At 44.9% G+C, this 25,757-nt stretch carries 11 protein-coding genes; 10 read left to right on the top strand and 1 reads right to left on the bottom strand.

What is annotated here, in order from left to right:
• The first annotated feature begins 3 nt into the window (after nucleotides 1-3).
• The 9 genes from RG608_RS00970 (at nucleotide 4) to RG608_RS00930 (ending at nucleotide 20,946) form a co-directional block, all read left to right on the top strand.
• Nucleotides 4-2,499 (top strand): PEP/pyruvate-binding domain-containing protein, encoded by a 2,496-nt coding sequence (locus tag RG608_RS00970; protein WP_308946429.1) that lies wholly within the window; start codon nucleotides 4-6, stop codon nucleotides 2,497-2,499.
• A complete protein-coding gene (locus tag RG608_RS00965; RefSeq protein ID WP_268686612.1) occupies nucleotides 2,486-3,118 on the top strand; it encodes a phosphatidylcholine/phosphatidylserine synthase in 633 nt (210 codons plus the stop codon). Before RG608_RS00970 ends, RG608_RS00965 begins: the two co-directional genes overlap by 14 nt.
• On the top strand, nucleotides 3,111-3,983 hold the full coding sequence (locus tag RG608_RS00960) for a phosphatidylserine decarboxylase (protein ID WP_268686613.1): 873 nt from the start codon (nucleotides 3,111-3,113) through the stop codon (nucleotides 3,981-3,983). The genes RG608_RS00965 and RG608_RS00960 overlap by 8 nt, the downstream gene beginning before the upstream one ends.
• Nucleotides 3,968-4,867: a UbiA family prenyltransferase gene (locus tag RG608_RS00955; protein ID WP_002930243.1), complete on the top strand. Its 900-nt coding sequence runs from the start codon at nucleotides 3,968-3,970 to the stop codon at nucleotides 4,865-4,867. The genes RG608_RS00960 and RG608_RS00955 overlap by 16 nt, the downstream gene beginning before the upstream one ends.
• Nucleotides 4,867-7,350: a phosphoenolpyruvate synthase gene (locus RG608_RS00950; protein ID WP_308946428.1), complete on the top strand. Its 2,484-nt coding sequence runs from the start codon at nucleotides 4,867-4,869 to the stop codon at nucleotides 7,348-7,350. Before RG608_RS00955 ends, RG608_RS00950 begins: the two co-directional genes overlap by 1 nt.
• Nucleotides 7,337-8,404, top strand: coding sequence for a hypothetical protein (locus RG608_RS00945; RefSeq protein WP_308946427.1), 1,068 nt, complete (start codon nucleotides 7,337-7,339; stop codon nucleotides 8,402-8,404). Before RG608_RS00950 ends, RG608_RS00945 begins: the two co-directional genes overlap by 14 nt.
• A gap of 206 nt (nucleotides 8,405-8,610) precedes the next feature.
• On the top strand, nucleotides 8,611-16,893 hold the full coding sequence (locus tag RG608_RS00940; protein ID WP_308946426.1) for a ZmpA/ZmpB/ZmpC family metallo-endopeptidase: 8,283 nt from the start codon (nucleotides 8,611-8,613) through the stop codon (nucleotides 16,891-16,893).
• A 387-nt stretch (nucleotides 16,894-17,280) separates the two neighbouring features.
• Complete coding sequence (locus tag RG608_RS00935; protein WP_268686617.1) at nucleotides 17,281-19,698, top strand: SHIRT domain-containing protein; 2,418 nt, start codon at nucleotides 17,281-17,283, stop codon at nucleotides 19,696-19,698.
• Nucleotides 19,699-19,908: 210 nt separating this feature from the next.
• Complete coding sequence (locus tag RG608_RS00930; protein ID WP_268686618.1) at nucleotides 19,909-20,946, top strand: M42 family metallopeptidase; 1,038 nt, start codon at nucleotides 19,909-19,911, stop codon at nucleotides 20,944-20,946.
• Nucleotides 20,947-21,105: 159 nt separating this feature from the next.
• Here the strand turns inward: RG608_RS00930 and RG608_RS00925 are convergent, their stop codons facing one another.
• Complete coding sequence (locus tag RG608_RS00925) at nucleotides 21,106-22,575, bottom strand: alpha-amylase (RefSeq protein WP_268686619.1); 1,470 nt, start codon at nucleotides 22,573-22,575, stop codon at nucleotides 21,106-21,108.
• Between the two features lie 180 nt (nucleotides 22,576-22,755).
• Between RG608_RS00925 and RG608_RS00920 the strand changes: the two genes are divergently transcribed.
• Nucleotides 22,756-25,707, top strand: a complete 2,952-nt coding sequence (locus RG608_RS00920; protein ID WP_308946425.1) for a CocE/NonD family hydrolase — start codon at nucleotides 22,756-22,758, stop codon at nucleotides 25,705-25,707.
• Nucleotides 25,708-25,757 lie beyond the last annotated feature (50 nt).

The raw sequence follows: 25,757 nt of genomic DNA, 5'->3' as shown, positions 1-25,757 counted from the left end.
TTGATGAAAGAACTATGGCTGGAAAAAGAGCCTTCGGCCGTCTATGGCGGTAAAATCAATCAGTTAATCAGTCTCTGTCAGTTGGGGCTTTCGGTTCCTAAGGCTCTGATTTTGCCGGCGGACCAAGTAATGGCCTGGCTAAGAGGAGCTCTGCCAGAATACTCAAAAGAGGGACTTAAAGAGTTAATTCATTTGGGCAAGGAGGAAATTGCGGAGTGTTTGCTGCAATATCCCTTGGATTCAGCTTGGCTACAGGAGTTAGCAGCTTTTTGTCAGAAAAATCAAGTTTATATCGTTCGCAGCAGTGCCCTATTAGAAGATGGACAGGCCATGTCATTTGCCGGTCAATATGACTCGATTGGCAACTGCCGGACACTGTCAGAAATTGAGCAGGGCATTCGTTCTTGTCTGCTTTCTCTTTTCAACCCAGAGGCGCTAGCTTATTGGCATCGTCAGGGTCTGGCTGAGCAGGATTTTGCCATGGCCGTGCTGATTCAGGAGCAGATAGAGCCTGACTTAAGCGGTGTCTGCTTTTCCCTAGACGTAGCGACTAATCAGGACCAGACCATTCTGTTGGAGTATGTAAAAGGATCGGCTGAGAGCTTGGTTAGCGGTCAAGTCAATCCTAAGCAGCTGACTCTTTCTTGGTACAAGCCGGACTGGAGCCAGTTTGAAAAAGTTGAAATGCCTCTAGCAGTCTTGCAGAACCTGCACGAGCAAGTTTTGCAGATTGTGGCGTATTTTGGTCGGCCGATGGATATTGAGTGGTGCGCTGTCCAAGAGCAAGTCTATCTGCTGCAGGCTCGGCCCATCACGACAGTATCAACTAAAATCGACAGTGGCCGCTGGACGACGGCTAATTTTCGGGATGGAGGCGTGGCGGCTCAGCCCTGTCCCAACCTGATGTGGAGCCTTTACCGCCATTCTTGGCAAGAGGCTCTTTCTAGCTTTTTGCTGGCAATTGGCCTAGAGCCAGATGGTGTGATGCCGCCACTGATGCGCCTGCATTATGCCCGACCTTTCTGGAACTTAGGCGTGGTCAAGCAAGGTATGGAGCAGATTCCGGGTTATATTGAGCGAGACTTTGATGATGAGCTGGGAGTCAACAAAGACTACCGAGGTCAAGGTTTTACCAGCAAATTAAGTCCAGTCTTGCTCTTGAATTTCCTGCGGGTAGCGTTAAAAACGCAAAAAGTAACTAAGACTTTTCTGCAGCAGGCGCCAGAGAAGCTGCAAGAGCTGCGCCAGCAATTTACCCGCCTTCATCAAGAAATACGAAAACTAGACGACCAAAGCCCGCTGCAACAAGTCGAGAGTCTTTGGCAGTTAGTGCTAAATCAGGCTTATTTAGACAGTGAGGGAACTTATTTCTGGCAGGCCTACATCAATACGGTCCAGCTGTCTATGAAAAAGACCAGTCTGCTCAAATGGCTGACGGTTGATGAATTTTTCCAACTGATTGCTAAGTTGGGAAATGTTTCGCATACCAAGCCTTTGGCTAGGATGCTGGAAGTTGCGGATCTTGTTTTGGCAGACGAGAAACTGACAGACGATTGGTTGAAGCTATCGGTGGAAGAATTGCAGAAACTGGCTGCACAATATCCTGAGCGAGCAGATTTCATCAAGATTCAGGATTTCCAAAAGGATTTTGGCTATCACTCGGCACGGGAGCTGGACTTGCGAGTAGCTAGTTATGAAGAAGATTCTCATCAAGTTATGACAGCGGTCCAGCAGTTGATTGCTGATTCAGCGTATTACCAAGCAGCTAGAGCTTCGCTCAGTCCTGTCTCAGAGTCTGAGCTGAATTTGACTCATCTATCTCGAGCCAAGCAGAAAAAGATAGAAAAAATCAGCGAAGACTTGCGGAACTTGCTCTGGTGGCGGGAGGAGTTCAAGGATATTTCCACGCGCTATTACCACCTCATTCGTCAGATTAGCCTCAAACTCGGTCGAGCTTATGAAAAGCGAGACTTTCTGAAAAATGAACAAGATGTTTTTTACATTAAGAAAGAAAGCCTGACTTCCTTTATGGAAGGGCAAAAGACTGCCGACCAGCTTCAAGAAGAAGCAGCAGATAATCAGCATTATTGCAAGGCCTATCGGAATTTTGAGCCAGCGGGAGATTTGACCGACAAAGAGATGAAATTGGAAGAGGTAGCCCATGAGAGTCAGGCTCTGCTGACGGGAATGCCAGCCAGCAGCGGTCAGGTAACCGGTCGGGTTCGAGTTCTCTTGGATTTGGCTGATATTGAGACAATTGAACCGGGAGAAATCCTTGTCACTCGCTATACAGATACGGGTTGGAGTTATGTTTTCGGTATTCTGGGTGGACTTGTGACAGAGTACGGTGGAGTTCTCTGCCATGCCTCCATTGTCGCTCGGGAATGCGGAATTCCAGCTCTAGTCTGCGCCAAGAATGCAACTCAGCTGCTAGAAACTGGCATGCTGGTAACTTTAGATGGAAGAAGAGGAGAAATAAGAATTCATGAAGAAGAATGAACCTTTGTTTATCGGTGAATACGACAAATCTGTTATCTTGACTTATATGGGCGCTGCTTTTGCACTGTTGGCAGTCTATGCCATCATTCAGTCCCAGCTGCGGCTAGCTATGATGGCCTTTATCGTTAGCGGTATCTGTGACCTTTTTGATGGTGTGGTGGCGCGACGGATGAAGCGGACTGAAAGTCAGAAGCGTTTCGGCATTGAGATTGACTCGCTCTGCGACATGATTAGCTTTGCGGCTCTTCCGGCTGTGCTCCTCATGACTCAGCTGCCCTTGGGAGTGGCCAATATCGTCTTGGCTGTCCTCTATGTCTTAGCTGCGGTTACGCGCCTGGCTCATTTTAATCGCTTGGCCAAGCATGATGAAGGATCTGGCTCTTATTTTATTGGCTTGCCCGTGACTTACAGCGCCCTCTTTTTCCCTCTGACCTATCTGGTCTGTCAATGGCTGGCGCCTGGTTTCTTTGCTTGGGTGTGGCTGGTTTTGTCTCTTTTGCTGACCTTCCTATTTGTCTATAACTGCCGTATTCCCAAGCCGAATAAGCTGGCCTATCTGGTCTTTGCGATTCTAGCTGTTGCAAGTCTGATTGGTCTGGGGGTTATTCCGCATGGTTAGGGTCTATCAGAGAAGGACTGGTCAAGTACTGGAACCAATCGAATACAAGGCGGGTCTGCTAGATAAGCTTTATGGAACTGCTTGGGGGCGCTTCCTGCTCCCTATCTTGACCCGACCTAGCCTGTCTTATCTTCTGACTTTGAAAGACTACACTCCTTTTTCTCGCAAGAAAATAGCAGCTTTTGTGGAAAATTATCTGCTGAATCTGGCCGACTATGAAGATGTCCCCTATTCTAGCTTCGCGGCTTTTTTCCAGCGAAAAATCAACCCTGATTTGCGTCCGGTCTGTCCTGATAGTCAAGTACTGGCTGTGGCGGATGCCAAGCTGGAGGCTTTTACCATCAGTCAGGACTTACGGCTGACAATTAAGGAGCAGACATACAGGCTAGCTGACTTACTGCTGGATGAAGAGTTGGCTCAGCTGTTTAGTGGCGGAACAGCGCTGGTTTATCGACTGGGAGTGGAAGACCTGCACCGCTATCTGGCAGCTGAATCCGGCAAAATTACCCAAAGACGAAAAATCAAGGGACGCCTGCATACGGTCAGACAGGTAGCCCAAAAGCGGCGCTTGATTTACAAGGAAAATAAAAGAGAATACTGTCTTTTAGATACCGACCTAGGACCTGTCCTGCAGATGGAAGTAGGGGCGCTCTTGGTCGGTAGAATATATAATCACAGTCAGGACTATTTGGTTAGGGGACAGGAGAAGGGCTGCTTTGGTCTGGGCGGCTCAACCATTCTTGTCCTCTATCCGACAGACACCATTCGCTTGGATCAGGATATCCTGACTTACTCAGACCTCGGAATAGAAACCCAGATTCAAATGGGTGAAAAGATTGGAGAAAAGCTATGTTTAAACGATTAGCTGTTTATTATAAGGAAATGTTTCCTTTGCTGCCGCGCTTTTTTGTGGCTGCCATCATGTTTTTTGAGATTTACTTTGTCCTCTTGCTCAATGACGGAGTGACCACCTTTCACTTTGACCATCAGGAGTTGATTGGGATCTTTACCATTTTCGTCTTTCTGATGATTCTGCGGATTGCAGATGATTTCAAGGACTATGAGACCGACAGACGGCTCTTTCCTCATCGGGCTCTGCCATCTGGCCGGGTGAAAAAGAAGGACTTGGCTATTGCCCTCAGCTTTATCGTAGCTGTGTCTGTGCTTCTCAACATCCTCTTTATGAACAATATCGGCTGGTTCCTCTTTCTCTATATTTACGGAACTCTTATGTCCTTTTGGTTCTTCAAGCGTGACAAGATTCAAAATTCTCTGCCACTGGCTCTAGTAACCCATAATCCGGTCATGATGATTTTGAATCTCTATACCATCTCTTTCGTCTGCTACAAGTACAATCTGCCTCTCTTGTCCCTTCCGACCGTCTTGCTGGCCTTTACCATGTATTTCCCAAGTCTGATCTGGGAAGTCTGCCGCAAGATTCGGGCGCCAAAAGACGAGACCGAGTATGTGACTTATTCTATGCTGTTTGGCTACAAAAAAGCCACTCGCTTTATCGAGGTGGTGACTCTGCTGGATATCTTGACCAATTTTGTCCTCCTCTGGAATATTTCCCATGTCGGAGTGGTAGTCTTGGTGCTGAATGTCATCTGGATGACCGTCCAGTTTGAGCAGTTTATCAAGGATCCGACTCGCTTTAATATCCGGGAGCGGGTGGAGCGTTATACTTATATCACGGAGACGACCATGGTTCTGTCCGTTGCTGTTTATCTCTTGATGGGGGTACTTTGATGAAAAGGATCAAGCAGACAGGGCTTGATCAGGTCGGAGGCAAGGCCTATCATTTGCTGAAAATGCAGGCTGCTGGATTGCCGATTCCTGACTTTGCAGTGTTTGCTTTTGACTTTTTTCAAAAATCTGCCAGTTCTGCTGACTTGGAGCGGATGGAAGCATCCTATCGGTCTGGGGAGTTGGACTTGTCCCAGTTAAGTCAGCAGCTGCAGGACTGGGCCAGAGAGCAGTTTAGTCAAGAAGATTTGATAGCGGCAGAAAACTGGATTCAGCAGGAGTTTTCTCAGAAAGACTGTCGCTTTGCAGTCCGCTCATCTGCTACCATTGAGGATGGGAAGGCCTCATCCTTTGCCGGTCAGTTTGATAGCCAGCTTAATGTCAGTCCAGAAGGGCTTAAAGAAGCTATCCAAGCGACCTTGCTCTCTCTTTATCAGGAGTCGTCTCTTAGTTATCTATTTGAGCAGGGACTATCCTTGGAGCAGGCGCAGATGATTTGCCTTGTGCAGGTCATGCAGGAGGGAGACTTGTCTGGGATTTACTTCACAGCTAATCCCAAGGGCATTCTGAACGAGCACATTATTGTCATCGGTCGGGGCTTGGGCAATAAGGTTGTCGAGGATAAGATTCCTACAACAATGGTGACGCTTCATCCCAAGGATCAGCTCTTTTATACAGAGCAGATGGAGGACTCACCAGACGTATCACAGGAACAACTCGAGGAGCTACAGGCCTTGGCTGGTCAGGTAAGTCAGCTTTTCGGACCTTATATGGATATGGAGTTCACCTTCGCAAATGGCCAGCTCTATCTCTTGCAGGCTCGACCTATTACCACCTTGCCAGAGGGACAGCGGATTATTTTGGATAACAGCAACATTGTCGAGAGCTATCCGGGCGTTTCCAGTCCTCTGACTATTAGCTTTATCCAGGAGGCTTATGCCAGCATTTTCCGCAGTCTGGCCCAGCGCTTGGTTGGCAAGGATGCCCCTGAGTTGGCTGCCTATGAAGCCACCTTTCAAAATATGCTGCAGCCGGTCAATAGCCGAGTCTATTACCAAATTCAGAGCTGGTATCAGCTGCTGCAGCTTCTGCCTTTTTCAAAGAAAATCATTCCAATCTGGCAGGATATGCTGGGAGTGAGAGAGACAGAAGTGCCTCAGATGCCGGTGCACCTGTCTGCTTTCAAACGTCTGCAAATCATGCTCCGTATCATCAGAGAGTTTTGGACAACACCCAAGCAAATGCGGCAATTGGAAGAGCAGTTTGCCCAGATTCAGCGCGAATACGAAACGAGCTTTTCTCCCGACGCAGATGCGGAGACCTTGATTGCCTTGGTCAGCAAGCTGAAAGAGGATATTCTGGCTCACTGGGACATTACGCTGGTTAATGACCTCTATGCTTTTGTCTATACTGGACTCCTGAAGAAGTCGCGTCGCGGCGGGGCTGTTCAGGCTGAGATTGCAGGGATTGAGCAGATTGAAAGTATGCGACCAGCCTTGGCGCTGCAGGCTTTAACAGCTCAGCTGAAAGCAGAAGAAAATGCAGCGATTAGACAGGCCATGGCAAGTGAAAGTCCAGCAGTCTTTCTAAGCCGCCAGCATCCTTTGGTTCAAGAAATAGTTCATTTTATCCATGAATTTGGTGATCGGGCTCCGGAAGAATTGAAGTTAGAAACTCCCACCTTCCGAACGCATCCAGAGCGTCTGCTCAAGCTCTTACTGCAAATGTGCCAGCAAGATGAGAAGAAGTTGGCACCTCAGAAACTTGAAGAAGAGGTGCAAAAATCAGGCTGGTGGGCGAATTTTCTTCGCAAGCGAGCTATGACTGGTGTTAAATATCGGGAAAGCTCCCGCTTAAACCGTACACGGATCTACGGCATGATGCGGCAGATTTTCCGAACGCTTGGTCAGCAATTAGCCGAGCAAGGGCTGCTGGCTACGCCTGACGATGTTTTTTACCTGACAAAGGAAGAGTTGTTTGAGTTGACCAGAAAGCCCAGAGATATCAGTGGCTTGATAGCCGAGCGTCGGGAGAAGTTGGAGGCGGATAAGGAACTACCAACCTTTAGTCGCTATGTTTTTGCAGGACAGGTCTTTGAGAAATACCTGAAACCGCAAAACCACACCAGCAGTCACAATACGGGTAATCAAGCTTTACAAGGGATTGGCTGCTCGCCTGGCTGCGTCAAGGCTCAGGTTCTGGTAGTAGAAGATGTGCAGGAAATTGAGTCTGCTCAGGACCGAATTATCGTGACTAAGATGACCGATCCAGGCTGGGTCTATCTTCTGACCCAAGCCAAGGGTGTCATTGCCGAGCAGGGGTCTTTGCTCTCGCACACGGCCATTATTTCCCGCGAGTTAGGCATTCCTTCTATTGTCAATGTCAGAGGTGCCTGCAGCCAGCTGCAAAATGGTGACTGGATTGAGATGGATGGCCTGACTGGCAAGATTCGACTGATCAAGGAGGAAGACCATGCTGGAAATTAAACCAGTCAAACCCAATACTGCAGAGCTGGATGATTTTCTAGCCCTGCCCAAGCAGATTTACCAGCCAGACCACCTCATGCAGTCGGAAGAGGAAGAACTGGCTTTGATTGAGGGCAGTCACCCGCTGAGTTCTGACTTAGATACCTATGCCTTTGTTGGCTATATGAACAGTCAGCCCTGCATTCGAGGCCTCCTGACCTTCTATCCAAACGATGAGGCTGCTTACTTGGGATTTTTTGAGTCAATCAATGACCAGCAAATTGCATCTGCTTTTATTGAGCATTTAGCAGGTTTTGCTCGCAGTCTCGGAGCGATTAAGTTAATCGGTCCCGTACAGGCAAGTTTTTGGCTGGGTTATCGAATGCAGCTGACTGGAACAGAGGAGCTCCCTTTTACTGGAGAACCTCATAATCTAGACTATTATCCTGAGCTATGGCAGGCTTCTGGTTTTGAGCTCAAGGAGCGCTATCTGTCCAATTTTTATCCCAAGGTAAGCAATCAAACTCATCATGACAAGCTAGCTCATCGATTTGAGTCTTTTGAAGAAGCGGGATTCACTATTTGCTCTCCAAAGAAAAAGGAGTGGGATCAAGTTTCGCTGCAGGTTTTCGAACTCCTCAATCGGCTTTATCAAGATTTCCCAATTTATCGGTCTATTTCCAGTCAGCAGTTCAGTCAGATTTTTCAAAAATACCAGTATATTCTTGATTTTTCCATGGTTAAGCTGGCCTATATGGAGGGCAAGCTAGCTGGTTTTCTGATTGCCATGCCGGACTACGGCTCTCTGGTTTATCAAAAACTGACTCCTCTCAACCTGGCCAAGCTTTTTTGGACCAAGCGCTTTGCCAAACGCTATATGATTATGTATCTGGGAGTAGATGAGGAATTCTTGGGATTGGGCTCTGCCTTGGCTTATCCGATTTTTAAAGAAACGCAAAAGCGTCAAGCCTCAGCTATTGGAGCCTTGATTCATCAAAAAACAGTCACGCGCCACTATGCGGCAGAACTGCAAGGAGACAAGCATGAGTATGGTCTCTTTGAGTTGGATTTGTAACAAAATAAATCACATTTAAAAAAACAGATTTTCTGACTGAAGATTTGTTTTTTATTTTTCAGGTAAAAATGAACACTATTTCCAGGCTGTTCAAAAACTTGATGATTTCAGCCTTCAAAGATATATTTTTAAGCAAAAGCATTGAATTTTTGTAGGAAATTCTGTAAAATTTTAAGAGATTATTATATGGAGAAAAGGGAATTATTATGGAAAAAAGAATCACTGGTGATACGCTCCAGCGCTATTCTTTTAGAAAGTTATCAGTAGGACTGGTTTCTGCCACTATCGGAAGCTTCTTTTTGAGTACCGCCATAGGGGGAAATATAAGCACGGTTGAGGCTGCAGAAGTCTCAGCAGGCAAAACCGTTCCAGTCCAGTATCACTACGTAGTAGAGTCTGAACTGACTGAAGCTGAGAAGAATGCTGTTGTTAAGGAGCTTCCAAAGTTTGTGGAAGAAAACTCTGATGCTTATTACCTGGTTTACCGTCCAAAGACCCAGGGGCTTTTGGCAAAAAGTTTGCCAAAGACGGGCTACTCAAGTCTGTGGGAAGCAACTTTTGCAGCTGCTGGGCTGACTTTAGCAGTCTTAGTAATTGCTCGAGGTAGAAATGGCAAAAGGTACCTGTCTTCTATTTTGCTGGTGACAGGTCTAGGCTCTATTCTCCTAGCTCCTTCTGTATTTGCAGTGACCAATATTGAATTAGCCGCTTACAATCAAAGGCTGAATTTGACAGTGGGAGATAAGCTGCCTGAGCCTTTAGAGATTGCTGGTTTTGAGTATGTTGGCTATCTGAAAAGCGGTGAACAGGGCAAGGAGAACGCAGCAGGAAGTCATCAGCTTCCTACGGCACAAAAGGACTTGTCAGCTGTTGAAGTCGATCAACAAGCGGGCAAATCTGCTAGTCTTTCTGGGAATCCGGGTACTGCCAACAAGCCTGTATCTACTGAAACAGAGAAACTGACAGAGCAAGAAAAAGAGATTATTGCTGCCAAAGAGCGTGAATTTGCTCGGCTTTCTCCAGTCACTGAAGTACCAGAGCTGGAGTTCAAGAGCCAAGAAAGCAGCCAAACTCAAGTGCTGCCTTATCAAACAGAGTACCAATATTCAAATGAGCTAGCAGAGGGGCAATCTCAGGTTATTCGTGCCGGAGTTGCAGGGACTCGTACAGTTATCACTCGCAATTATATTGCAGGTAAAGAAATTGTAAAAAGCGAAGTGATTTCAGACCAGGTAACTGCAGAGCCAGTTTCGGAAATTGTATTGGTTGGAACTGCTGCAGTAAAATCTGTACCAAAAGAAGCGCCAGTGCATAAAGTCCCAGAATTGACGACTTATGGTACGTCACTAGATACCGCACCCGTAAATGAAGTTCCCGAATTGACGACCTATGGCACAACGCCCGATACTGCGCCAGTCCAAGAAGTACCTGAGCTAACGACTTATGGCACTGTACCAGACACGGCTCCAGTACAAGAAGCTCCAGAACTAACAACGTATGGCACTGTACCCGATACAGCGCCAGTACAAGAAGCTTCGGAGTTAACTACTTATGGCACAACGCCCGATACTGCACCGGTTCAAGAAGTGCCTGAGCTAACAACTTATGGTACCGCACCAGATGACGCACCCGTGCAAGAAGTCCCAGAATTAGAGCTGACTGCGATGGATGAAACAAGAAGAGAAAAGATCGATTTTTCCGTCGAAGAACAGTATACTGATGAGATTCCAGAAGGCAGTCGCCAAGTTGTCACACCAGGTGTACAGGGTGAGCGAGCGATTACCACTCGTATCTATACCTCGAATGGCCAAGAGGTTGACCGCCAAGTTTTATCGGATGAAGAAATTCTTGCAGCAGTCACTCAGATTATTAAGGTCGGAACAAGTAAGTCAAGTCTGATTCCAGCTGATGCGCCAAAAGCAGATGCCCTTCAAGAGTATCCACTGATTTATACAGATGAAACCCGCGTAGAGAAAATCAACTATACTATTCGTGAAGAAGAGACAGACGAGCTAGTCCAAGGTACTCGTCAAATTGCAACTCCAGGTGTTGAGGGTGAGCGTACGATTAAAACCCGTATCTACAGTTCCAATGGTCAGGAGATCGACCGCCAAGAGCTGTCTAATGAAGAAACTTTAGCTCCAGTAACACAAATTGTTAAGGTTGGTACTGCTAAGCCAACCATGGTTCCAAACGATGCGCCGAAATCAGAAGTTCTTCCAGAATATCCGCTTACTTACTCGGATGAAACGCGTGTTGAGAAAATTGCCTTCAACATCGAGGAACAATACACCGATGAATTGCCTCAGGACGCCCGTCAAATCGCGACTCCAGGTGTGCAAGGCGAGCGAACAATCAAGACTCGCATCTACAGTTCCAACGGCCAAGAAGTTGACCGCCAAGAGCTGTCCAACGAGGAAACTCTAGCTCCAGTAACGCAAGTTGTCAAAGTCGGAACAGCTAAGCCAAATATGGTGCCGAATGATGCACCAAAAGCAGACGCCTTGCCAGAGTATCCACTGACTTATACAGATGAAACGCGTGTTGAGAAAATTGCCTTTAACATCGAGGAACAATACACCGATGAATTGCCTCAGGACGCCCGTCAAATTGCCACTCCAGGTGTGCAAGGTGAGCGAACAATCAAGACCCGTGTTTACAGTTCCAACGGCCAAGAAGTTGACCGACAAGAGCTTTCCAATGAGGAAACACTGACTCCAGTAACACAAATTGTTAAAGTTGGTACGGCCAAGCCAAATATGGTACCGAATGATGCACCAAAAGCAGAGGCTTTGCCAGAGTATCCACTGACCTATACAGACGAAACGCGTGTTGAGAAAATTGCCTTTAACATCGAGGAACAATACACCGATGAATTGCCTCAGGACGCCCGTCAAATCGCTACCCCAGGTGTTGAGGGTGAGCGAACTATCAAGACTCGTGTCTACAGTTCTGACGGTCAAGAAGTTGACCGTCAGGAGTTATCGAATGAGGAAACACTGGCTCCAGTAACGCAAGTTGTCAAAGTCGGTACAGCTAAGCCAAGTATGGTACCGAACGATGCACCGAAAGCAGAAGTTCTTCCAGAATATCCGCTGACATACACCGACGAAACTAGAGTTGAAAAAATCAACTTCACCATTCGCGAAGAAGAAACGGACGAATTGGTTCGTGATGCCCGTCAAATTGCGACTCCAGGTGTTCAAGGCGAGCGTACCATTAAGACTCGCGTTTACAGCTCTAATGGTCAAGAAATCGATCGCCAAGAATTGTCCAACGAGGAAACTCTAGCACCTGTTACTCAAGTTGTCAAAGTTGGTACGGCTAAGCCAACTATGGTACCGAATGATGCACCGAAAGAAGCAGCTTTGCCAGAGTATCCACTGACTTATATAGATGAAACGCGTGTTGAGAAAATAGCTTTTAACATCGAAGAGCAATATACAGATGAACTTGTTCGTGATGCCCGTCGAATTGCGACTCCAGGTGTGCAAGGCGAGCGTACTATCAAGACTCGTGTCTACAGTTCCAACGGTCAAGAAGTTGACCGCCAAGAGATATCCAACGAGGAAACATTAGCTCCAGTAACACAAATTGTTAAAGTTGGTACAGCTAAGCCAAATATGGTACCGAATGAAGCACCAAAAGCAGACGCCTTGCCAGAGTACCCGTTGACTTATACAGATGAAACGCGTGTTGAGAAAATCAACTTCTCAACTCATGAAGAAGAAACGGACGAATTGGTTCGTAATGCCCGTCAAATTGCAACCCCAGGTGTCCAAGGTGAACGGACAATCAAGACCCGTGTCTATAGCTCCAACGGCCAAGAAGTTGACCGCCAAGAGCTGTCCAACGAGGAAACTCTAGCTCCAGTAACGCAAGTTATCAAAGTCGGAACAGCTAAGCCACATCTGGTTCCAAACGATGCGCCGAAAGCAGCAGCCTTAGAAGAGTTCGATTTAATTCCACTTCATAATCTGTTGGCGGAAGCAGAACAGATTAAAGCTCAGGCACGTTATTTCAACGATAGTCAGAGTCAACAATCTAGCTATGATACTGCTTTGACAGCAGGTCAAGCGATTCTGAGCCAATCACATGCTAGCCAAGCAGAAGTTAACCAACTGGTGGAACGAATCAATCAAGCCAAGGCACAGTTAAGCGGACTTGAGGTTGTCAAAACTGCTCTTCAAAACGAGTACGATTTAAATCAAACTATCAAAGCGACTCCAAAATATAAGAATGCAGATTCAGATAAGCAGACAGCTTATAGGGACGAACTGGTCAAGGCAGAAGGAGTTCTGAACAATCAAACTGCTACACAAGTGCAGGTCAATCAAGCTTTTGCTAGCCTGACAGCAGCCAAAGAAGCTCTAAATGGAGTGCCTAAAGTCAAGCCGTCAGTTTCCATTCTAAGTCTGACAGAAAATCCTGATGATAAGTCGGTTACGGTTCAATACAGACTTCAAGACCAAACTCAGTCCTTCCGTTCAGCGACTGCAGAATTGTATCAGGGAGATCAGCTTGTCCGCACTCTTCCGATTACCAATTTCGCAGGAAGTCTGAAGATTGGCGACTTAGACTACTACACAGGATATACCCTGAAAACCAAGCTGACTTATGAACTGGATAATGGCAGCTTCACAGACCTTGAAACCGACAGCCGCAATTTTGAATTGGAATACAAGAAGATTGCCTTTCGAGATATTGATTTGGTTGAGTTTTACAGAAAAGAAAACGACCAGTTTAAGCGCGTCGTGTCCATGAGCTCTATGCCTACGGATTTGTCTACCTACTTTGTCAAAGTCAAATCAAGTGAATCTAAAGAAATGCTCCTGCCGGTTCACAGCATTGCAGAAAGCCAGAAAGATGGCAGAGCTGTCTACAAGGTAACGGTCTCTCTACCTGAGCTGGTTCAAGAAGGTGAGACAGGCTATAAGTCTGGCTATGACTTCTATATCAGTAAGGCAGTTGTTTCTAGTCAGCAAAATCTCTACACCAGCTTTGCTGGCTTGATAGACGCGATGAAGCAAAATATGGCTGGCAACTATGTTCTGGGAGCTGATTTGGATGCTAGCGAGGTCAGTCTGGCACCTGCGGACTATGTCTACCTCAAAGGGAACTTCACAGGCAGTCTGACTGGTAGTCATAATGGCAAGCAGTACGCAATTTATAATCTAGCCAAACCTTTATTTGAAAACCTCAAGAGTGGTTCCTCTATTTCCAATCTGGACCTGAAAGAGGTTAATATTGTAGGCACCTATGACTCAGCGGCTTTGGCTCGTAATGCAGAAGGGGCTCGAATCACAGACGTTTCCGTTCAAGGTAGAGTAGAAGTAAAAGAAAATGCTTCACAGGTAGCAGGTTTAGTCGTTATTGCTAACAATACCCAAATTACCAATAGCTCCTTTACTGGAACTATCGTGTCAAATGATAAACAGGGCAAAGAATACAATGTTGGTGGTTTGGTTGCCAATCTTAAGGGAGGAAACTCCTTGATTAGCCAAAGCAGGGCAGATGTGACCATTCTAGCAGGCGCTAGAGCGAATAACCAACGCTTCGGCGGCCTGGTTGGCCGTTTAGAAAACAATGCCCGCATCAGCCGTTCTTATGTAACTGGAAAGATTCAAAACTCTACTAAGAATGGTCAGATTGGTGGTGTGGTTGGTTCCAATTACTTCAATGGCTTGATTGATAATGTCATCAGCAATGTCAGCGGTACAAATGTTTACAGTATTTCTGGCGATCAGGGATATGAGAATAACCGTATCACAGAAGCTTATGCCGTTGAAGGAAATACAACACTGGAAAATGACAAGTTTGTCACATCAACACTGACTCTGAACGAGGCAGAAGAGAAGCTAGCTAGCTTAGATATTACGACAACGCTAGAAGACACGAATCTCAACCTTTATTCTGTCAACTATGCTCAGGAAAAGAATGCTCGAGAAGACCGTCTAATAGCTTATGCTAACATGGAAAAACTCCTTCCATTCTATAATAAGGAGACCATCATTGCCTATGGAAATAAACTTCCAGATAATCACAAGCTCAATAAGGAGTACTTGCTGGATGTTGTTCCAATGAAGGGCAACCAGATTATCACTGATATCAATAGCAACAAGACAGCGATTAATCGCTTGATGCTGCACTTCGAGGATAATACAGTTGAATACCTGAATCTGACCTATAAGGGAGATTTCAAATATAAGGCAATTGCAGAATATACTGTAAATGGCTTAGACCTCCTTTATACACCAGAAGCCTTCCTATCAGACTATAGCAGAGTTCTCAATCAAGTGCTGCCGGAATTGAACAAGGTTACCCTTGATTCGCCAGCTATGCGGACTGTTTTAGGCGTGAATGCTGACACTTCTCTGGATGATCTCTATCTGGATACTGCCTTTGACCAAGTCAAGACCAAGCTGTCAGAAGAGCTGCGCAAGGTACTGGCTATGGACAAGTCTATCAATACGGAAGGTAATGTTGTAGCAGACTATATAACTCAGCAAATTAAAGACAATAAAGAAGCCTTCTTACTTGGTCTAACCTATCTCAACCGTTGGTATAATATCAACTATGACAATATCAATGTCAAGGATTTGTCGGCCTATAAATTTGACTTCTTTGGAAATCATAATGCTTCAACCTTAGATACCATTATTTCACTTGGTAAGTCAGGCATGAACAATCTTAAAGCAAAGAACAACTATATGGCTTATGATACATCGCTCTCTGAGGCGACTGGTAAGCGAGGGATCTTTAACTACCTGGAAGGCTATCGTCAGCTCTTCCTGCCGGGCAAGAGCAATAATGAATGGCTCAAGACCAATACAAAAGCCTACATCGTTGAGGCTAAGTCGGATATAGCAGAAGCGAGACAGCTTCAGGATGCAGCTGAGGACAAGAGCAAGTACTCTGTCGGCGTTTACGACAAGATTACTGCTGATAATTGGGAACACAAGGGCATGCTCCTGCCACTCTTGACCATGACTGAGAAGGGTGTCTATGCTATCTCCAATATGTCCACCATCTCCATGGGGACTTATGACCGTTATCGCCTTGATGCCAATGGCAGAGTGCGAACAGATGCCGAGCTAGCGGAATATGTCGAAGACCGAGTGAGAAAAACAGCTGAGTACCAGCGCGATCATTATGACTTCTGGTATAAGATTCTAAGCGATGAAAGCAAGGACAAGCTCTTCCGTTCTGTTCTGGTTTACGATGGATTCTCATTGGTTGACAAGACAGGTCAAAGATATTGGGCTCCAGCTAATGACAAGAAATCACTGGCTATGCAGGAGTTCTTTGGACCAGCTGGCAAGTGGTATCCAAGCAAGGGCTACAATGCCTATGCTACGGGAAGCGTAACCCACTTTGATGCAGCTAAATTGTTAGAAGACTATGGTAACTCAGTCTACACGCATGAGATGACCCATAATTCTGACGGAGGCATCTACTTTGAGGGCAATAGCCGCCGTGAAGGTCTGGGAGCTGAGCTCTATGCTCGCGGACTCCTGCAGTCCACTCCAAGTGCGGATGAGGCAACCATTACGCTCAATACCCTCTTCAAGGTCGACAAGGATTCTAAGACGCGTCTACACACATATAACTTCAAAGAACGCGTTCAAAATGCAGAAGATCTGCAACACTATGTCCATGGTATGTTTGACATGATCTACACGCTGGATTACCTAGAAGGTACTTCTATGCTGAAGCAGAGTGATGATGCGAAACTTCAGTGGTTCAGGAAGATGGAGAATTACTACGTTACTGATAAGTATGGTAAGGAAACCCACGCTGGAAACCAGACACGAACCTTCACTGCTGAAGAAATCAAGCAGCTGAAGACCTTTGACTCTTTGATTGAAAATGATGTTATCACTCGTCGGGAGAACAAGGATAGTGGTAGATATGCACGAAATGGCTATCTCAGTCTCAGTCTCTTCTCACCAATCTACTCAGCCTTGAGCAATCCAAATGGAGCTCCGGGCGACGTTATGTTCCGCCGCACAGCCTATGAGTTGCTGGCAGCCAAAGGCTACCATGAAGGATTTATTCCTTATGTTTCTGGTAAGTACTCTCAGGAAGCCTTTGATGAAGGCAAGAAAACGTGGGACGGATGGTCCGGAAGAGATGTTGGTCTCGTGACTGACCAGAAAGTCTTGGAAAATGTATTCAAAGGTGAATATGACTCTTGGGTAGCCTTCAAGAAGGCGATGTATAAGGAGCGGATTGATCAGCTGACCAAGCTCAAACCAATCACCATTGAGTACGAACTCAGAAATCCAAGCAGTACTAAGAAAGTAACCATTCGCTCTTATGCAGATATGCAAAGGCTGATGGACGCAGCAGTAGCAGAGGATGTGAGCAACATTGCCAATGCTACAAGCCGTGTCGATGCCAGCTGGGTCAACCTGCTCAAGAAGAAGATTTACAATGCTTATCTTCGTGAGACAGATGACTTCAGAAAGTCAATCTTTAATAAGTAAGCAATAAGTTGTTTTCCGTATATATTTAAAAATGCCTAGACTGTAAAAAGTCTAGGTATTTTTTCTGCTATTTATTTCTAATAAAACAATAATAATCCATCCGAGTTAGATAAAAAAACAATTTGTAACTTTTTTGTAATGAAAGTAGACAAAAAGCAGATAATTGCCACTAAAAAAAGTAGTTCACAAAGAGTCAATTATAATATTTTATGTTATAATTGATATGTATATGTCATATTCGCTTATCATATACAAACACATTCATTTTTAGTTTGGTAATAAATCTTGATTTAGAATCGACTGAAAATGAGGGGGTAGACAGGTGATGGTGTGCCTGCCAGCATTTGTCAAAAATAAAATTTAAAAAGAAGGAGGACCGCATTCAAGGTGAAACAAACTTATCATAAAGTGTCTCATGCTCTGATGACTTTGCTGCTTTTGGTATCAACCTTTATTCCCTTGTTAAGCTCAAGTCCTAGGGTTTCTGCTGCAGAGTTAGGTGATGGCGACTATCAACTAACTACAAACGTCACTATTAATACTAATCCTTTAAAGGATACAGGCTACGGTGAAGGTAAATTTTACATTGCTCCGACCTATACATTTGCAGATAGCAAAGTATTAAATAATGGTGATACCATGGTTTATCGAGTTCCATCACAGTTCAAAATTGAGCGAACTTTGGAGGAAAACATAAGCGCACCGGATGGCACTGTTGTTGCCAAGTTAGTGACAGATCCTGTTACCAATACAGCAACCATTACTGTCACAAATGCTGAGTATTTTGCGAAAATGTCAGATACCAAGCGTATTCAATCTTCTTTCACAGTGGTTTGGGCTGATAATATGCCTTATGACCAAGAACAAGAAGTTAACTTTCCGGGTGCTAGGACTTACAAGCTGAAGCGTATCAAGGTTGATGAGGAGCCTCAGGGTTATTCCAAGTGGGGTGTTCAGGATTCTAAGGATCCAAACTACGTCAACTGGCGTATTCGTGTCAATCGCGATGTCCAAAATCTTGGTCAAGTTGTCATTGAGGACGCTATTCCAGAAGATCAAGAACTGGATGAAGAGACAGGGATTAAAGGTTACTACTTTACTGAGTGGGAAGGTGCTTCTGGCACACGTCAATCATTTAATTCGAGCCAGATTGTGACAGTCACAGACTCCAATCATTTCACAGTTAATGCTGGGGAATTGAATGGAAGAGGGATTTATGTTATTTACCGGACTCGTTTGACTGAGCCAGTAGATAAGGTAACCAAAAAAGCCTTTAACGATGTAACCGTTACGTCTAATGGGCAAAAGATGCCTGATTTGTTAGCACGTCCATTTGCACCTTTGACAACTCTTGATGGTGTCGGGGAAGGTACTCGTTCGGATGAAGTTATCTTCAAAGTCAAAAAGGAATTGACTGGCCGCAATTTGGAGGATGGTGAATTTACTTTTGATTTGATCAATAAGGATGACAACGATAAAGTTGTTCAAACGGTAACCAATAAAGCTGGTGCCGTAACCTTTAAGAAACTTCGTTTCAAAAAAGAGGGAACCTTTAACTATGTCATTCGTGAACGAGCAAGCAATCTGCCAGGTGTGACAAACGATGCCAATTCAGACATCAATGTTACTGTTACTGTAACAGACAACAACGGCGTTAAGACAGCAGCGGTTAATTATGACCGTGAGGCTTTCACCAATACCTACAAGTTAGAGCCAGCAACTGCAGCGATTACCGCTAAGAAAGTTCTGGATGGTAAAGCACTTGAAGCTGGAAAGTATACTTTCAAACTGACTGAGGTTGGCGGAAATAACGTGGAACTTCAAGCAACAAATGATGCCAATGGTAATATCAAGTTTCCTGAAATCAACTATGATAAAGAAGGCACTTATACTTACAAGCTGACGGAAGTAGCTGGAAATGAAGCTGGAGTGACTTACGATAGCGCAGAGCATACAGTGACTGTCACAGTGACTGCAAGCAAGGGCAAGTTGGAAGCTACCGTCGAAGGTAATAATCCAGTATTCACAAACACTTATAAAGACTATGGTGTTAGCTATGAGTTTCTCAGCAGCAATGCAGCCTATCCAAATCTGCCAAAAGAAGTAACTGATTTGCTTCCAGCAGATGCTAATCGCTACACTAGTGGTATTAATGTAGACGCTAAGCAACCTGCTAGAACAAGTGTTACAGTTACTGAAGGCACATGGACTTTCGAAGGCTATGCGGAAACGAATAGCCAGACTGTTGCGGATAAGGACCTTAAATTTACTGGTAAATGGAATTTCACTCCAGCACCGAAATATAAGGCGACTTATGAATTTGTAAGCGCAGATCCGAATCGTAGCTTGCCAGAAGAAGTCACAGCATTGTTACCAAATGATGCCACTGAATATGCAGACGGTGCTGCCGTTCAAGCGGTTCAGCCAGTTAAGAAAACTGTTGAAGCAAGTGATGGTACTTGGAAATTCCTCAAATATGACGCAGATAGTAAAACTATTGCAGGCGCAGATGTCAAATTTACAGGCACATGGACATTTGAAGCTAGACGTCCACAAGGACCAGGTACACCGCCACCTTCTTCAGGTTCGACACCACCATCATCATCTGGTGATAAACCAGACGGGTCGAAAAATGGAACCCCAGGTAATTCGACAGATAAAGATGGAAAAGATGTTACTGGATCAGCAACTGGCAAAAAAGTTTTGCCGAAAACTGGCAGCGAAACATCTATCTTTGCGATAGCAGCAGGATTTGCTCTGATTCTTTTATCAGCTCTTGTCTATCGTTTCAAAAAAGCTAATTAATATTAGCCAAACGAATCATCTCAGCTAGCTGAGATGATTTTTTCTCGTCTTTGTACCTAGATGATTTTAGCTTTTCTATGAGGAAGAATGGAAATGAAATAATAGAAGTAGAGGTTTCAAAATTTCTCAAAATCATTAAAAGCCTGCTGAAAATCTATTTGCTCAGGCTTTCTTTGTGCTATAATAAAGAAAAACGATGAGGAGTCATTCATGAATCAAACTGTTCAATATTTACAAGAATTAACGGCTATCCCTTCCCCAACAGGCTTTACGGCTGAGGTGGCAGACTATTTGGTACACACGCTGGAAGGATTGGGCTATGAGCCTGTTCGGACCAATAAAGGCGGTGTTCATGTTGTAGTTAAGGGCGAAAATGATACCCAGCATCGGGTAGTGACTGCCCATGTGGATACTCTTGGTGCTATTGTCCGTGCGATTAAGTCTGATGGTCGACTTAAACTGGATCGGATTGGCGGTTTCCCTTGGAATATGATTGAAGGAGAAAACTGTCTAGTCCATGTGGCCAGCAGTGGCAAGACCGTCAATGGGACTATCTTAGTTCATCAGACTTCCTGCCATGTCTATAAAGATGCTGGAACGGTTGAGCGTACTCAGGACAATATGGAAGTCCGTTTGGATGAAAAGGTGACGAGTGAGAAAGAAACGCGGGATTTAGGAATCGAAGTAGGGGATTTTATTTCCTTTGATCCGCGTACCACTGTTACAGAGTCAGGCTTTATCAAGTCTCGCTTTCTGGATGACAAGGTCAGCGCAGCTATTTTGCTCAATCTTTTGCGTGTATACAAAGAGGAAAAGGTTCAGCTGCCGGTGACGACTCATTTTGCTTTCAGTGTCTTTGAAGAGGTTGGTCATGGAGCTAATTCCAGTCTGCCGGCGCAAGCGGTAGAGTACTTAGCGGTTGATATGGGCGCTATGGGTGACGACCAGCAGACGGATGAATACACGGTTTCTATCTGTGTCAAGGATGCTTCAGGACCTTATCACTATGGCTTCCGGCAGCATTTGGTTAAGTTAGCTAAGGATCAGGACATTCCTTACAAACTGGACATCTATCCATTCTACGGGTCAGACGCCTCTGCTGCCATGAGTGCAGGAGCAGAAGTCAAGCATGCCCTGTTAGGTGCCGGCATCGAATCCAGCCACTCTTATGAGCGTACCCATATCGATTCGGTTGTAGCGACAGAGCGTATGGTGGATGCTTATATAAGAAGTGGATTGGTGGAGTGAGTGAACTTCATTCTATCTTATTGGCGGGGATTTCTAAGTAACATCAGTTCTATAGAAAACAAGACCTCTTCCTCAACTATCTCAAAGGCTAGAAACTTAAAAACCGATTCGCAGTGAACTACGAATCGGTTTTTAGTTTGCTATATGTAAGTAAATTGATTACCTAACACTCCAGACACTGACTGATTTTTCCTCCACAGGAAATTCTCCCCAGCCTTGGTCGTCAATTGTTACGATTTGAGAGCTGTTGCCCAGATAATCGCTGAATTCTCTGCTAGCCCATTCTGGACCGACAAACATAGATTTGCTTGTTGCTTGGTCATTACTGATAAGGACAGCGATTGGCTGACCATCATCGTCCTTACCTTGGCGAGTCCAGCCGATACAGTTGGCATCGTCAAAGTAGTCGGTCTGATCACCATAGGCTAGATTGAGACGGATGTCTAGGAGTTTATCCAGTAGCTCTTGAAAGCTCTCTTGGGCAAATTCTCCGCTAATGCCATAGTAGTCTCCATAAAAGACGCAGGGCAATCCAGCTTCTCTTAGAAGTATGAGAGCATAGGCAGCTGGTTTGAACCATTCTTCGACAGTAGATTCCAGAGCCTGACCTCTCTGAGTATCGTGGTTGTCCACAAAGGTTACAGCCGATTCAGGATGATTTTTTGCAAGTGTCTGATCAAAAATAGTGCGCAAGTCATAGTCTGCTCCAGATTTGCTGGCATCAAATAAATTATGATGAAGTTTAACATCGACTAGGTCAAAGCGGTAGTCAATATTTTCTAGATAATCGTTATTGGCTGTTTCGTCACTATTCCAAAATTCCCCAAAGACATAGAAATCGTCACCGTATTTTTCAGTAATATCGCGGATGAAATTCTTCATAAAGAATGAATCAATGTGCTTAACAGCATCTAAGCGAAAGCCATGAACACCAGTGCTTTCAATAAACCAATGAGCCCAGTCGTAGAGATTCTGGATGACTTCGGGGTGCTTGAAATCAATATCCGCATACATGAGATAGTCGTAGTTACCATTCTCATTGTCTACTAGCTCATCATCTGCCCAACCTTTATTGTCCCCTTGGATGAGAAAAATGCCTGACTTGTTGTTTTTGGCATCATAGTCAGTGCCGGTGAAGTGGTACCAGTGCCATTCAAAGTCATTATAGGCTTTTTTGCGGCCTGGGAAGACAAATTTAGTCCAGCCTTTGATCTCGAAAGGTTCTGACAAGACCTTTGTGCGGTCGTTAGGATCAACTTCAACGACGGTAAAACGCTCTTTGTAGTCAGCTGCGGCCTTGTGATTGAGGACAACATCCGCCATAGCTTCGATGCCGTTCTGCCCAAGTGCCTCAATCGCTCGGAGGTATTCTTCCTTCAATCCATACTTGGTGCGTACAGTCCCTTTTTGGTCGAACTCTCCCAAATCAAAGAGGTCATATACGCCATAGCCGACGTCATTAGAGCTGGTTCCCTTGAAAGCGGGTGGCATCCAGACCTTACGAACTCCTTTGGCTGCTAAGTTAGGTGCGTCTTCCGCTAAGCGATTCCAATGCTGACCGTCATCTGGCAGATACCATTCAAAATACTGCATTAAGGTTTGGTTTTCCATATAAATTGTCCTTTTCATTCTCACTGATTGGCTTTATTGTACCAAAAGAAGCAGAAAGGCGCAATCGTTTGTGTTTTTCTGCTTCTATAGATATTTTGACGTTTTTCATAGATAAAAGATAGAATAGATTGAAATAAAAGCGCTTACATAGTATAATGGGCTTATTATAAAAGATTTTATCTAAGGAAAGGTGTCTTTATGAGAAAGAAAAGACTAGTTACATTACTCTTACCAAGTTTGTTACTTGCACCTTTGGTATTGGCGCAAGCTGTTCAGGCGGATGAGGCGACTCAAGCTAGTAGCGAGCGCACGGATAATCTCAAGACAGAAACAGTTGCAAAGGCTTCTGAAACTGGCACTCAAGTCCAAAAGCCAGAGGTTTTAGCTGCTCAAAGTCAGACAGAGCCTGACAATTCCTTGCCTGAAAAGGAAGAAAAGTCTCTACTTGCTCCAGAGGAAGCAGTCCCTAGCCTTGATCCGTCAGATGAGAAGGCGCTTTTGGCCTTGGCTAAAGATGTCAGCTCAGCACCTTCCGCTGGCTCAACTGCTGTGAAAGGCCAAGATTTGTCTGCCTATACAGGCGGTCTTTCAAATCCTTCCCTCACAGATAAGGAAATAACCCTGCAAGAGGCTGTAGATGAATTGCTCAAGTGGGCAGCAGTCAGTGATTATCAGTTGGGCAGCAGTGCCGAGGATAGAGCAAATCTAGCAAAGAGCTTAGGGATGATTGAAAAAGAGGCTGATTTGACAGCCAGTGTCCAGGGTGCTAATCTGCAATCTATGTATTCAGTTGCCAAGCGGCTGCATGATGCTTATCGCTCTGAAAAGAAAGAGCCCCTCTTTTTGAATGGTCGTTCACAGCCAATTTTTCCATATAGTAGTGGTGAAGACAGATATGAGGAGTATACTTATGAAGGCAGTGAGATTGTTCGTTTCCCAGTCTATGTAGAGACTGACTACGATACGGATGGTGACGGTAAGCTTGATTTAGTCAAGGCTATTGTGCAGCTTCCTAAAGCAGCTGCTAAGGGTGATTATAAGGCTGCGACAATCTTGGAAGCTCGTCCCTATGTCGCTGGAACCTTGGACGAAGACCATGTGACGCTGGAAAGTCTCAATCTGCCGACAAACGGTTCTTATGACATGAAGAGCCTCCGCAATCAGCCAGCTCAGCGCCAGCCAGTTTCTAGCATGAGCAGTATTGATGCAGCAAAAAGAGCAATGTCATCGGATTGGTATTACTACAGTCCATATGAGGGGATTTATGACTATGAAAACTTGAACTGGTATGATTATTTCCTCGTCCGAGGTTATGCCTTTGTTTCTAGCGCTGGTCTAGGAACCAAAGGTTCTGAAGGTTTTAATACAACTGGCTCTGATTTAGAAATTGAAGCATTTAAAAATATTGTCGAATGGGTCAATGGTAAACGAACGGCCTACACAGACAGAACTAACAATATCGAAATCAAGGCCGACTGGGCTAATGGCAAGGTCGGTATGACTGGTCTGTCTTGGGCTGGTACGACAACTTTCGGTGTGGCAACGACTGGCGTTGAAGGCTTGAAAACCATTGTTCCAGCAGCTGGAATTGCCAGCTGGTATGATTATTTCAATAGTCAAGGGTCGGCTTACACCAATCCGCCCTACAGTGATTTATCTTGGCTGTCGCTCTATGTTGCTACACGGTTGCTAGATCAAAAAGACTGGTCTGCTATTAGTAACAAGTATGCTGACTACATTAATCAGTTAAATAAGGACCAGAATGCGCACGGCCGTAACTATAGTCCGGTATGGCAGGAGCGGGATTACACGCTACATCCAGAAAAGATAAAGACCAGTGCCCTGCTAGTTCATGGTTTGAATGATGACAATGTCAAAACCAAACACTTTGAGCTCATGTATGATGCGCTAAAAAAAGCCGGTCAAGATGTGAAACTTTATCTTCACCAAGGAAATCATATCAATCCAGCTGCCGTATCTAGAGGCTTTGGTATTACAGCTAACAAGCAAGATTTTTATGACTTACTCAATACCTGGTTCTCTCATTACCTCTATGATGTAGAAAATGATGTCAGCAAACTTCCAGCTGTTTTAGCGCAAAATAACTATGATCCAAATAAATGGACCAGTTATGATGATTGGAAAAGCAGTAATCGCTTGATTCTGACAGCTCAGTCCAAGCGCTTAGAAGAAACGATTTCCAGTGACTACGCGGGAGCGGGAATTGATACCAGCAAGCGTGATGAAGCGGTTAGCAAAGCTTCTTCTAAAGTTAATTTGACCTTTATGACAGATGTCAAAGAGGATATGACCATTAAAGGACATATCCCAGTCCATTTCAAGGCAGCTCTGGCAAAGTGGGGCGGCAGTAATCTGCAGGTCAATGCCCTCCTAGTAGATGTATCAGACCAAGAGTTTGATGTGGTTGGAAACGGCGCAGCCAGTGATGAAAGTCAGAAAGACGGCTTTTGGATGGGCAGCAATCTCAACAATATGGATATCAAAAATTTTGCGACTATCAAAACCAAATACAAAGTCATTGCAAAAGGATGGGTCAATCTGGCTAATCCAGAATCGGGCTATACACCGTCTAGCTCGCAAAATAGTATTGATCCTCAAATTGGTCAATTCCAAGACTATACAGTCTATTTGCAGCCTAATCTCTATACGGTGAAAAAAGGTCATAAGCTGGCTCTTGTTTTCAACACGTACGACCCAAGCGACCTCACGATTGATCGTCAATATGAAGTAACTTTCAAGACGGACTCCATCAGTGCGCTAATACCTACTTTGGAAGCTAGTCGTTTGCAAAAGGCGAACTATATACCGAATGCTCTTGATACAGCTTATGCAGCTCTACCAGAGATTATTGGTGCCAAATTAGTTGTACCAGCAATTTTAGAAGTTCCTGAGTATATCTTTGACAGCGAAGAAGGAAAAGAAGTTCCGTCAGTTCAGTTGGCGGTTCACTATGCAGAACATTATGATCAGGCAGTAGGAAAAGTTCAGAAGATCAGCAAGCAGCAAGCTCCAGCTGCCTTACCTAAAACCGGAAGCAATTCAGATAAGGGAATCCTGCATCTTGGCCTGGCTCTGCTGGTCAGCACACTAGGCTTATCTAGTTTAGCAAAGAAATACAAACAACCGTAGTCGTTCTGTTTAATAAAGCAGCTGGAATTTCATAGTTAGATGAAGTTCAG

It is taken from the genome of Streptococcus sp. IsoGale022 (genome assembly GCF_031142805.1).
Taxonomy (GTDB): Bacteria; Bacillota; Bacilli; order Lactobacillales; family Streptococcaceae; genus Streptococcus; species Streptococcus sanguinis_A.
Note: the sequence above shows the minus strand (reverse complement) of the source record. Positions and strands in the feature narration are given on the sequence as shown.